We start from the raw sequence: 12,637 nt of genomic DNA, 5'->3' as shown, positions 1-12,637 counted from the left end.
AATAGCTGACGGAGCGCCACTTTAAACGTAAATTAAAATGTACAACTCATCAATTATGGCTGAAATAAATCCATCTAATACCATTTACTTGTGATTTAAAAACGAATAAGGCTCGCCAAAGCGAGCCTTAAGTAATATAGCCTTAGATGACTAAATTACAGCACGTCTACTGCATTTAAGTCAGAGAACGCTTTTTCTAAACGAGCAACCATTGAAGATTGACCAGCACGTAACCATACGCGAGGATCGTAGTGCTTCTTGTTAGGTTGATCAGCACCTTTAGGGTTACCGATTTGGCCTTGTAGGTAATCAAAGTTTTCAGCTGAGTAAGTACGGATACCATCCCAAGTTGCCCACTGAGTATCAGTGTCGATGTTCATTTTGATAACACCGTAGCCGATAGACTCTTGGATTTCTGCTTCAGAAGAACCAGAACCACCGTGGAATACAAAATTAAGTGCGTTTGGTGCAATACCAAATTTCTCAGCACAGTAAGCTTGTGAATCACGTAGAATAGTAGGAGTAAGTACTACGTTACCCGCTTGGTAAACACCGTGTACGTTACCGAAAGAAGCAGCAATAGTGAAACGTGGGCTAACAGCCATTAGTTTCTCATATGCGTATGCTACGTCTTCAGGAGAAGTGTAAAGCTCAGATGCGTCCATGTCAGAGTTATCTACGCCGTCTTCTTCGCCACCAGTACAGCCAAGTTCGATTTCGATAGTCATGTTCATTTTAGCCATGCGCTCTAGGTACTTAGCACATGTATCAATGTTTTCTTCTAGAGACTCTTCACTTAGGTCAAGCATGTGAGAAGAGAAAAGAGGCTTACCAGTTTGAGCGAAGAACTCTTCACCAGCATCTAGAAGACCGTCGATCCAAGGAAGCAATTTCTTAGCCGCGTGGTCAGTGTGCAGGATAACTGGAACACCGTAGGTTTCAGCAACAGCGTGTACATATTTTGCACCAGCAACAGCACCAAGGATTTGAGCACCTTGACCTTCAAGTTTAACGCCTTTACCAGCGAAGAAACCTGCACCGCCGTTAGAGAACTGAACAACAACTGGAGACTTAACTTTAGCCGCAGCTTCTAGTACGCCGTTGATTGAGTCAGTGTTAACTACGTTTACCGCTGGTAGTGCGAATTTGTTTTCTTTAGCAATTTCGAAAACTTTCTGTACGTCATCACCAGAGATTACACCTGGTTTAACTGCGTCAAAGATCTTAGACATAGCAATGGTTCCATTTAGTCTTGTTGATTAAAAATTCTTGTTTCTGTAACAGAGTATTCTAATACAGAAAATCGGGAGCTGCGCTCCCGATTACGTTCTTAGCCTTTTGCACGCTCTTCAAGCATGGCTACAGCTGGTAATACTTTGCCTTCTACAAACTCTAGGAAAGCGCCGCCGCCCGTAGAGATGTAAGATACATCGGCTTTAATACCAAACTTGTCGATGGCCGCTAGTGTATCACCACCACCCGCTACAGAGAAGCCTGCAGACTCGGCGATAGCTTTAGAAATACCCGCGGTACCTGCTTCAAAATTCTTGAATTCAAATACGCCAACAGGGCCATTCCAAAGGATAGTTTTAGCATTGCCAATAATTTCAGCAAGAGCTGCTGTAGAATCCGGGCCTAAGTCGAAGATCATATCGTCGTCTTGTACTTCAGAAACATTTTTGATTTCAGCTTCTGCATTTTCATCAAAGGCTTTAGCACAGGCAACATCAGTGGCTACAGGAATAGCACACTCTTTCATTAGTTTTTTAGCAGTATCTACTAGGTCAGCTTCGTATAAAGATTTACCTACATTGTGACCATCTGCAGCGATGAAAGTATTAGCAATACCGCCACCCACTACAAGTTGGTCAGCAATTTTAGATAAAGACTCAAGCACTGTTAATTTAGTTGATACTTTAGAACCACCAACAATAGCCACTAGCGGACGAGCTGGGTTGTCCATTGCTTTGCCAAGCGCCTCTAGTTCAGCAGCAAGTAAAGGACCAGCACACGCTACAGGCGCGTTAGTGCCTACGCCGTGGGTAGATGCTTGAGCGCGGTGAGCCGTACCGAAAGCATCCATAACGAAGATGTCACACAATGCAGCATACTTCTTAGATAGCTCTTCTTCGTTTTTCTTCTCGCCTTTGTTGAAGCGAACGTTCTCAAGAACAACCAATTCACCCGGGTTTAGCTCTAAGCCGTTTAGGTAATCTTTAGCTAGTTTAACGTCACAATCTAGTGCGTCGTTTAAGTAGTTAACTACAGGAGCTAGAGAGAATTCTTCAGCGTATTCGCCTTCAGTTGGACGACCTAGGTGAGAAGTAACCATTACTTTAGCGCCAGCTTCTATGCAACGCTTAATAGTAGGAAGAGATGCTAGGATACGTGCATCAGAAGTTACTTTACCGTCTTTTACTGGAACGTTTAGATCAGCACGAATGAATACGCGTTTGCCTGCAAGATCTAAGTCGGTCATTTTGATAATTGACATTATCTGTCCTCTATAGTTTTAAAAATTAAACTTACAGTTTAGCCAGCATGGCTAAACCTACAATTCCGTGTTACTCATTAATTCAGCGGTATCTAACATGCGATTGGCGAACCCCCATTCGTTGTCACACCAGGCCAACACTTTCACTAAATGTTCGCCGCTAACCCGTGTTTGAGAACCATCAATAATGCTTGAATGACTATCGTGATTAAAGTCGATAGACACCAAAGGTTCTTCGGTATAGCTCAATATGCCGCTTAATTTACCGCAAAGTGCTGCTTGTATGGCTTGATTTATATCAGAAACTGTAACTTTTTTACACAATGTTACACTCAAGTCCATCGCCGTAACGTTTTGCGTAGGCACCCTCACCGCAATGGCTTCAAACTTACCGGCGAATTTAGGCAAGATTCGCTCTACACCCTTAGCCAGCTTAGTATCAACAGGAATGATTGACTGCCCAGCCGCACGGGTTCTGCGTAAGTCAGTATGGTAGGCATCAATGACCTGTTGGTCGTTCATTGCTGAGTGAATTGTAGTAATAGTACCACATTCAACCCCAAAGGCTTCATCTAAGACCTGAATCACCGGTACGATACAATTGGTCGTACAAGAGCCATTTGAGACCACTTTATCGCTAGCACTCAGCAAATCTTCATTTACACCATAGACTACCGTTTGATCTACGCAAGGATCGGCAGGGTGAGAAAACAAAACTTTCTTGGCCCCGGCGTCAATATGCATTTGCGCATCGGCCACCGAGCTAAAACGCCCAGTACATTCCATGACAATATCCACCGCTAAATCTTTCCACGGTAACTGATTGGGCTCGCTTTGATGCAGTAGTTGAATGGCTTGACCTTCTACCGTGAGCGTTTCACCTTGCAGCAATACATCTTCAGCAAACGTGCCATGGGTAGAATCGTATTTAAGCAAATGAGCCATCGCTTCTGGGCTGGCCAGCTCATTAATCGCAACGACTTTTATTTTGTGTTGACGGTGAGATTCGAATAATGCGCGAAGTACGCTGCGACCAATTCGGCCGAAACCATTTATCGCTACTTTGATAGGTTGACGAGGCATGATAATCGCCTTTTTCTATAACACTGAAACGAAGAACCCTCTTAGCAGAGGGTTCTATTTATTACTGAACGAGCACTTGCAAGTGCTTACAGAAGTTCGTTTGCCATGTTCACTAAGTTTTCTTTAGTGAAACCAAATAGCTTGAACAATTCACCGGCTGGCGCTGACTCACCGAAGGTAGTCATACCCAGTACTTTGCCATCAAAGCCAACGTACTTGTACCAGAAATCTGCAATTCCCGCTTCAACAGCAATACGTTTGCGTACAGCAATCGGTAATACCGATTCACGGTATTCTGGCGATTGTGCATCAAACACATCAGTAGCAGGCATCGAGACTACACGTACTGCTTTACCTGCGGCCGTTAGTTCATCTGCTGCAGCTACCGCTAGCTCAACTTCTGAACCTGTAGCAATCAAGATAAGCTCTGGCGTACCCACGCAATCTTTCAGTACGTAACCACCACGCGCAACATCAGCAAGTTGCTGTGCATCACGCGGTTGCGGCGCTAAACCTTGACGAGAGAAGATAAGCGAAGTTGGGCTGTCGGTACTTTCTACCGCATGACGCCAAGCAACCGCTGACTCTACTGAATCACATGGACGCCAGGTGCTCATGTTAGGTGTTAAACGTAAGCTAGCAGTTTGCTCTACCGCTTGGTGAGTTGGGCCATCTTCGCCCAAACCAATTGAATCGTGGGTATAAACAAAAATTGCCGGTTGCTTCATCAAAGCAGCCATACGCAAAGCGTTACGTGCGTATTCCATAAACATTAGGAACGTAGCACCGTAAGGCTTTAAACCACCGTGCAAAGTCATACCATTCATAATGGCCGACATACCAAACTCACGCACACCGTAGTGCATGTAGTTGCCTGATGCGTCTTCAGCGGTTACCGCTTCAGAACCAGACCACATAGTAAGGTTAGATGGTGCTAAATCAGCACTACCACCTAGTAGCTCTGGCAATTTAGGGCCAAAGGCCTCTAAGGTTTTCTGTGAAGACTGACGAGTAGCAATTTTAGCTTGGCTTGCTTGCAGTTCGCTAATGTAGTTGTCGGCAAACTCTTTCCAATCACTTGGCATTTGACCAGTCACACGACGCTTGAACTCAGCTGCTAGTGCTGGGTGAGCCGCTTCATAGCCGGCAAACAATTGGTTCCACTCTGACTGTGATTTCTCACCCGCAGTTTTAGCGTCCCACGCTTGGTAAACATCTTGTGGGATTTCAAACGCAGCATATGGCCAGTTTAAGAACTCACGAGCAGCTGCAATTTCTTCAGCGCCTAGTGGAGCACCGTGACAATCATGGCTACCCGATTTGTTTGGCGAACCAAAACCAATCACTGTTTTACAACAAATCATGGTTGGGCGAGTCGTTTCAGCTTGAGCGGCTTTAATCGCTGCGCTAATGGCTTCACTATCGTGGCCATCTACGCCACCAATTACATGCCAGCCGTAAGATTCAAAACGCTTAACGGTATCGTCGGTAAACCAACCTTCTACGTCACCATCAATAGAGATGCCATTGTCATCCCAGAATGCGATAAGTTTACCTAGGCCTTGAGTACCCGCTAAAGAACAAGCTTCATGCGAGATACCTTCCATCAAACAACCATCACCTAAGAAGGTGTAAGTGTAGTGATCAACAACCGGGAAACCATCTTGGTTAAATTGCGCCGCTAAGATTTTCTCAGCCAGTGCCATACCTACGGCATTAGTAATGCCTTGGCCTAGCGGGCCAGTAGTGGTTTCTACGCCAGGTGCGTAACCGTACTCTGGGTGACCTGGTGTTTTAGAATGAAGCTGACGGAAGTTTTTAAGCTCTTCAATCGGAAGTTGATACCCAGATAGGTGCAACAGAGAATACAGCAACATAGAGCCATGGCCGTTAGATAAAACAAAGCGGTCACGGTCTGCCCAAGTTGGGTCAGTTGGATTGTGTTTCAAAAAGTCGCGCCATAGAACTTCAGCAATATCAGCCATTCCCATTGGAGCACCAGGGTGACCAGAGTTAGCTTGCTGAACTGCATCCATACTTAAAGCACGGATAGCATTGGCGTATTGACGACGAGAAGACATGAATTTCTCCTGCAAATATTAGGGCTATAGGGTGTCGAGAGGCGCGTATTGTCACAAAGTCAACGGTGTTACTCAATAAATATCTAAAAAGAATAACCAGATTTATTAAAAAACTCTGCTAATTGCTTAAGCAAACACATATTTACAGCTGACAAGGACGTGATAAAGTCTTGATACAAGAAATATTGAGGGACGGTAAACCAACTAGATGGCAAATAATTTTGCATTTCGCAGCCGCAGTTTTTTTGTTTACCTGTTCATTGGTTTGTTCTCTAGTGGTATTGCCTTGCTATTTAGCGACCTTGCCCACCTTAATCCTAATCTTTTGCTTAATCAGCCCCTTCCACCATACTCGCTTCCTTTACTCGCGGCCTTAAGCATCTTGTTTCTTGAACGGCTGTTTGCTAACTACAAACAAGTGGGTTTAATTTTTGTGGTTAAAGCCTACCATTTTGATGAAGGGCAACTTCATTGGGGCAATTTAGCTTATCAATTCGCAGTGGGACTAATACTTACTTGGGGTGGTTTCGCTGTTGGCGTAGTTGGGCCTGCTTGTTACCTTACCGCAGTAGTGGCCAGTAATCTCTCCCACGCCGCTCGCCTTACTCAAGGACAAATTCGCTTAAGTGTCGCTTGCGGCACGGCGGCAGCCGTAGCAGCTTTATTTAATGCGCCGCTTGCCGGCACCGTAATTGCCTACGAATTAGTAATGCGTCGCTTTAATTGGCGCTCAATTGCTACCATTGCAATATGCGCCTATACGGCTAGCGTTGTTTCCGATCTACATGGTGGCAGTATGTTAAGCATCGACCTCCCCGACCAATCGTTTACTTGGACGGGGCTGCCTCAATTTGCGTTGCTTGGCATGTTGTGTGGTTTATTTGCCACTTTATTGGTGCGAGCGATTCGTTCTATTCCAACACTTAAGCGCAGTTATGCAGTGGCTATCGCTGCAGGTATCACTGCCTTAGCGGGAGTAATTAATCCACACTGGTTAGGTTTAGAGCCCATTACTCCAAATGGCTTATTGAGCTGGGAATTAGCCTTAACTGAACAACACCTGTGGCTGCTTGCCAGAATAGTACTCACCACAGTAGCCTTAGCCTTTGCTTTGCCTGGCGGGAGCTTAGGGCCCATGTTAGTGATTGGTGGCATTTTAGGTAGCATTATCGGTAATGTAATTCCCAATGCCCCCAACTCGATGCTTGTTATCGTTGGCATGGGCGCAATGTTTGGTGCTGTTTTTCGCACTCCTTGGGCCGCATTCTTACTCATTACCGAACAAACCCTACAAGTAGAGATTGTGCTGCCGGCGATTGTGGCCTGTTTGTGTGCCAGCGCTGTTGCCAAGTATCTATTCCGTTCACCTAGTTTGATCGAGCAACAATTACTTAATGCCCAGATCCGCTTAATCAATAGCCCAGTACTGGTAAAAGAAGAAAACAAAACCTTAAACAACGAACAATTACAATAACACTAATTCAAATTGACGACTATTTATGTGCCGATGCTGCCGTCAATATATCTTCATCTGAGTGGCCTACTCGCTAACTTCATCAAGCAACAAGAACTCAACCCGCAAACTTGCATAACCAATAGATGCAGTGCTATTTCATAAAAACCAACCCTAGGCGGTTGAGTAGAGTTGTATAAACGGATAATCCCTTATTAAGCAAGATAAAGCTTTGCCTCTAAAGTATTGATTTAACCTATACAATCACCTCAACCAGCAACTATTCACTTAAATATTTGGTTTATTTAAAAATGAGAGCGCTATCACAGTAAATTACTGTGGGCTTACGGCTTAGAGTGATCTACTATGCCAGAGATATTAATAGTGGCTTTGTATTTATAGAGGGAAATTTTTTATGCGCCGCCTAGTTGTACTGTTAATAATGGCTATGTTACCTAGCCAAGTTTTAGCTTCAGTCAATACCGAAACCACCACTTTCCGCCCTAATAGTCGGGTTATAGAAAGCTTCACCGATAAGTATGGTGTAAGCACTAAACAAATACCTAGCCTCAAAAAATTTGATGCTGGCCAATACTTCTACTCACAACGTCTTGAGTACTATGAATTCATTTGGTCATGTAAAGAATACGGTGATAATGGCCAATGCCTAGATTTAGTGCGTAGCCCTCGCCCCCCCTTACGTTTAGTGTCTTTTGTGCATGACCGTAATGACGAAAGTAAGATCCAAGCTGATTTGGTGATGATTTATAACCAGCAGAACGAAAAGAAAATTGAGCTCATCAATCTAAGTAAGGACAAATCTGCGCGTAGCAAATATCAAGTTTCTACCCTACCAATATTATTAGTGGTACGTGGCGATAAAGAAATTGCGCGAAAAACCGGACTAGAAACTCGCCAAAACATGAGCAACTGGATTAAGCATGAACTCAGCAAGCCTTAATAAAGCCGCTTAATTAAAGCTGGAAACACTTAGCCGCCCCCGAGGCGGCTAAGTTATCTTTATACACTAGCGACAATATCCATTTTGTTAGGTTCTTAATAAGCCATAAAGAAGCACTACCATTCCCCTTTAAGATATATCACCAGCCCGAATTGAACATATTTAAGGCCACCAGTTAGCCCCCTTATTTCTTAAGATAGAATGGTGAATGAGCATTGAATAAACGCCTGCCAAGCATCCTGTCAGCACTATCCAGCACTATCCAGCACTAAGCAAAACAAACCAATACAACAAAACTAATCCACTAAGGTGAATTTTTTTCATTAATAAGCGCTAGCAAATCTGTAAACCCTCACTTAGAATAGACGTCCAGATGGTAAAACATCCATACGTATATAATCATTTACGAGATATAAACATGGCTACTCATTTATTTACTTCAGAATCAGTGTCTGAAGGGCATCCAGATAAAATTGCAGATCAAATCTCTGACGCAGTATTAGACGCAATCTTAGAGCAAGACCCTAAGGCACGTGTAGCCTGTGAAACTTACGTAAAAACCGGCATGGTAATGGTAGGTGGTGAAATTAACACCTCAGCTTGGGTTGATATTGAAGAGATTACTCGCTCAACCGTGCGCGACATAGGTTACACCCACTCAGACATGGGCTTTGATGCCGATTCTTGTGCGGTACTCAACGTTGTGGGCAAGCAAAGCCCAGACATTAACCAAGGTGTTGACCGCTCTCGCCCAGAAGAACAAGGCGCTGGCGACCAAGGTTTAATGTTTGGTTATGCCACCAATGAAACCGACGTATTGATGCCTGCCCCTATCACTTACTCGCATCTGTTGGTTAAGCGCCAAGCAGAAGTACGTAAAAATGGCACCTTAGATTGGTTACGCCCAGATGCAAAATCGCAAGTCACCTTTGCTTACGAAAACGGCATCATCACAGGCGTTGACGCGGTCGTGTTATCTACTCAGCATTGTGACAGCATTTCTACTGCCGATTTACGTGAAGCAGTAATGGAAGAGATCATTAAGCCAGTATTGCCAGCGCAATGGTTAAATGAAAATACTCAATACCATATAAACCCAACTGGTCGTTTTGTAATTGGTGGCCCAATGGGTGACTGTGGTTTAACCGGTCGTAAAATTATTGTAGATACCTACGGCGGCATGGCGCGTCATGGCGGCGGTGCATTCTCTGGTAAAGATCCTTCAAAAGTAGACCGTAGTGCAGCTTATGCTGGTCGTTACGTAGCTAAGAACATTGTGGCTGCAGGTTTAGCAGACCGCTGTGAAATTCAAGTGTCTTACGCCATTGGTGTTGCAGAGCCTACCTCAATTAGCATTGAAACCTTTGGTACAGGCAAAATTGGCGACGACAAATTGGTTGCATTAGTACGCAAACACTTCGATCTACGCCCTTACGGTATTCTAAGCATGCTAGATTTGGAGCGTCCGATCTACAAAGCAACAGCGGCTTACGGCCACTTTGGTCGTGAAGAATTCCCTTGGGAAGCGACTGATAAAGCAGAGTTACTAAAGAGCGAAGCTGGCCTATAAGCCAGAGGTAAACTCGCCAAGCTAAGCCGAAAGCGTATAATCCTTGATTATCCTTTCGGCTTTTTTGATCGTTAAACATTACTGACCATTTAACACTATGGAGAACTGAAGTTAGCGTGCAACGCCTAAACCAAACCGTAGAAGATTGCTTTATCCAAGCTGAGACTTTTTTTGAGCGAACATTTACCCGCCCAGAAATACTGTTGTCGGCGCGTAATAGCAAAGTGGCAGGCAGTGCTAACTTAAGCCGCTGGCGTTTGCGCTTTAATGCCCACTTTTATCAGCAGCAACCTGAACACTTTCTAGCACAAACCGTTCCTCATGAAGTCGCTCATATCATCTGCCACGCCGTGTATGGCCGAGTAAAACCACACGGTAAAGAGTGGCAAGCCATTATGTTGAACGTATTTAACTGCCCTCCGCACACCACCCATAACTACTCACTTGAAAGCATAAAAATCAACAGCGTCGAATACCGCTGTGCGTGCCAAAGCCACCTACTCAGCATCCGTCGCCACAACAAGGTACTTAAAGGCGCGAGCTATCAATGCCGCACCTGCAGACAGGTTCTTCAAATAAGTCAGTGAAGAGAGGTACCTTATCCTTCCCAGATTCATAGAGTTGCTGGGAATAAACCAGCAATAGGTTTATTCTTTAGCAGTAAAACCAACCATTTTTCTTGCTAGATTACGGAGCCACCTTTTTACCATGCGCATTCCTCGTATTTATCAGTCTCAATCGCTCGCGCTACATCAACTCACAGAGCTAGATGAAGAAGCCGCTAATCATGTGGGCCGAGTATTAAGAATGGAAGCAGGTCAGCTACTCGAGCTATTTAATAGCGATGGCAACAACTACCCAGCCATCATTGAGAGCAGCAGTAAAAAGCATGTATCGGTAAAAATTACTGAAGTGCATATCAATGATTCTGAATCACCGCTAGATATCCACCTAGGCCAAGTTATTTCTCGTGGTGATCGCATGGAATTCACCATTCAAAAATCTGTAGAGCTAGGCGTAAACAAAATTACCCCTCTTACCAGCGAGCGCTGTGGCGTAAAACTGAATCAAGAACGGTTCGAGAAAAAACGCCAGCAATGGCAAAAAATTGCAATCGCTGCCTGCGAGCAATCAGGCAGAAGCATCGTGCCTGAAGTAGCACAGCTACAAAGTTTAGAGCAATGGGCTAGCGAGACCTCATCAGCAATGAAGTTGAATTTGCATCCAAAGGCCCCATATAGCATTAAGACCCTGCCTACTCCTGAAAATGGAGTACGCTTACTAATTGGGCCAGAAGGCGGCTTAAGTGCTCAAGAAATTGAAGTATGTAATCAATACCAATTTCAAGAGACCATTTTAGGCCCCCGTGTATTGCGCACAGAAACCGCCGCATTAACGGCAATCACCGCTTTGCAGTGTCAATTTGGAGACTTAGCATAAATGAGTATTAAACTTGGTATCGTGATGGACCCCATCGCCAACATTAACATTAAAAAAGACTCAAGCTTTGCCATGTTGATGGAAGCGCAAAAGCGCGGCTACGAAATTTACTACATGGAAATGCAAGATCTTTACTTAGATGGCGGCCGTGCGGCGGCCAATATGCGCCCACTTGCGGTACAAGAGAATCCCCAATCTTGGTACGAACTTGGCAGCCAAGTAGACCAGAGCCTCAGTGAGCTCGACGTGATACTGATGCGTAAAGATCCACCTTTTGATACTGAATTTATTTACGCCACCTACATACTAGAGCGCGCAGAAGCTGAAGGCAGTTTAATTATTAACAAGCCACAAAGCCTACGTGACGCCAACGAAAAGCTGTTTACCGCATGGTTCTCTGAATTTACGCCAACGACCTTAGTTAGTAGCGACATGCCGCGTCTTAAAGCGTTTCATCAACAACATAAAGACGTCATTATGAAGCCGCTAGACGGCATGGGTGGCGCGTCTATATTCCGCCTAAAAGATGGCGATCCTAATGTAGGCGTAATCTTAGAAACCCTCACCAATCACGGTCAAGAATATTGCATGGCGCAAAAGTTCATCCCCGAGATTGTAGACGGTGATAAGCGTATTTTGATTGTAGACGGCGAGCCAATGCCTTATTGCTTAGCGCGCATTCCCTCTAAAGGAGAAACTCGCGGTAACTTAGCAGCAGGAGGCCGTGGTGTTGCACAACCGCTTTCTGAAAGCGATTGGAACATTGCCAACTCCATTGGTCCATCTCTTAAAGAAAAGGGCTTAGTCTTTGTGGGCTTAGACGTGATTGGCGATAAAGTCACCGAAATTAACGTTACCAGCCCAACTTGTATAAAAGAGATTGAAGCCGCCTATGATATATCTATCACTGGCAAGTTAATGGATGCGATTGAAGCTAGACTTAAAGCATCAACCTAGACAGTAGTAAGGTTTAATTTGGACGCAATGAATACCCTGCAAAATCAGTTTTTAATCGCCATGCCGAGCCTGAACGATCCGTTCTTTAAGCGCTCGGTAGTTTACCTTTGCGAGCACAACGATGAAGGCGCTATGGGCCTAGTCATCAATGTTCCTGTCGATTTATCGGTAGAGTCGTTGCTAGAGCAAATAGAATTGCAAGATCAGGTAGAGATGATCCGTCAAGATTTAGATAAACCGGTTTACCAAGGTGGACCAGTGGCTCAAGAGCGCGGTTTTGTTTTGCACTCGCCAGTTAAAGGCTTTAGCAGTAGCTTAGAAATAAGCGATGAACTGATGGTGACCACCTCAAAAGATGTGCTCGATACCCTAGGCACAGATTCTCAACCCAGTGAATACATTGTTACCTTAGGTTACGCCAGCTGGGAAGCGGGTCAGTTAGAGCAAGAGATTGCCGAAAACTCTTGGCTAACCCTGCCCGCCAGTACCGATATCATTTTTAGGACACCAAGCCATAAGCGCTGGGAAGCCGCGGCCAATCATTTAGGTATCGATATTTGGCAACTATCTAGCCAAGTAGGACACGCGTAATGAACAC

At 44.7% G+C, this 12,637-nt stretch carries 11 protein-coding genes; 7 read left to right on the top strand and 4 right to left on the bottom strand.

The genetic code is table 11. The annotated features are described in order from the left end of the window. Window positions 1-155: 155 nt before the first annotated feature. The 4 genes from fbaA to tkt form a co-directional block, all read right to left on the bottom strand. Window positions 156-1,232, bottom strand: a complete 1,077-nt coding sequence (gene fbaA / locus ACLD71_RS09675) for a class II fructose-bisphosphate aldolase (RefSeq protein ID WP_137675319.1) — start codon at window positions 1,230-1,232, stop codon at window positions 156-158. A 98-nt stretch (window positions 1,233-1,330) separates the two neighbouring features. After that, window positions 1,331-2,494: a phosphoglycerate kinase gene (locus tag ACLD71_RS09670; protein ID WP_411994429.1), complete on the bottom strand. Its 1,164-nt coding sequence runs from the start codon at window positions 2,492-2,494 to the stop codon at window positions 1,331-1,333. 57 nt (window positions 2,495-2,551) lie between these two features. Continuing rightward, a complete protein-coding gene (gene epd, locus ACLD71_RS09665; RefSeq protein WP_411994427.1) occupies window positions 2,552-3,577 on the bottom strand; it encodes an erythrose-4-phosphate dehydrogenase in 1,026 nt (341 codons plus the stop codon). A gap of 86 nt (window positions 3,578-3,663) precedes the next feature. After that, window positions 3,664-5,658: a transketolase gene (gene tkt / locus ACLD71_RS09660; protein ID WP_411994425.1), complete on the bottom strand. Its 1,995-nt coding sequence runs from the start codon at window positions 5,656-5,658 to the stop codon at window positions 3,664-3,666. Window positions 5,659-5,866: 208 nt separating this feature from the next. Between tkt and ACLD71_RS09655 the strand changes: the two genes are divergently transcribed. From ACLD71_RS09655 to ACLD71_RS09625, 7 genes are all read left to right on the top strand, one after another. After that, complete coding sequence (locus ACLD71_RS09655; RefSeq protein ID WP_411994424.1) at window positions 5,867-7,132, top strand: chloride channel protein; 1,266 nt, start codon at window positions 5,867-5,869, stop codon at window positions 7,130-7,132. A gap of 394 nt (window positions 7,133-7,526) precedes the next feature. After that, window positions 7,527-8,072, top strand: a complete 546-nt coding sequence (locus tag ACLD71_RS09650) for a hypothetical protein (protein ID WP_303513742.1) — start codon at window positions 7,527-7,529, stop codon at window positions 8,070-8,072. A gap of 418 nt (window positions 8,073-8,490) precedes the next feature. Continuing rightward, on the top strand, window positions 8,491-9,642 hold the full coding sequence (gene metK, locus ACLD71_RS09645; protein ID WP_411994422.1) for a methionine adenosyltransferase: 1,152 nt from the start codon (window positions 8,491-8,493) through the stop codon (window positions 9,640-9,642). Window positions 9,643-9,758: 116 nt separating this feature from the next. Further along, on the top strand, window positions 9,759-10,229 hold the full coding sequence (locus ACLD71_RS09640; RefSeq protein WP_303513743.1) for a SprT family zinc-dependent metalloprotease: 471 nt from the start codon (window positions 9,759-9,761) through the stop codon (window positions 10,227-10,229). Between the two features lie 121 nt (window positions 10,230-10,350). Next, complete coding sequence (rsmE, locus tag ACLD71_RS09635; RefSeq protein WP_137675311.1) at window positions 10,351-11,082, top strand: 16S rRNA (uracil(1498)-N(3))-methyltransferase; 732 nt, start codon at window positions 10,351-10,353, stop codon at window positions 11,080-11,082. After that, window positions 11,083-12,039, top strand: a complete 957-nt coding sequence (gene gshB / locus ACLD71_RS09630; RefSeq protein WP_137675310.1) for a glutathione synthase — start codon at window positions 11,083-11,085, stop codon at window positions 12,037-12,039. Between the two features lie 27 nt (window positions 12,040-12,066). Beyond that, a complete protein-coding gene (locus tag ACLD71_RS09625; RefSeq protein WP_137675309.1) occupies window positions 12,067-12,630 on the top strand; it encodes a YqgE/AlgH family protein in 564 nt (187 codons plus the stop codon). Window positions 12,631-12,637 lie beyond the last annotated feature (7 nt).

Source organism: Agarivorans sp. DSG3-1 (genome assembly GCF_046774965.1).
GTDB lineage: Bacteria > Pseudomonadota > Gammaproteobacteria > Enterobacterales > Celerinatantimonadaceae > Agarivorans.
The sequence above is the reverse complement of the archived record's forward strand: the minus strand, read 5'-3'. Positions and strand labels throughout refer to the sequence as shown.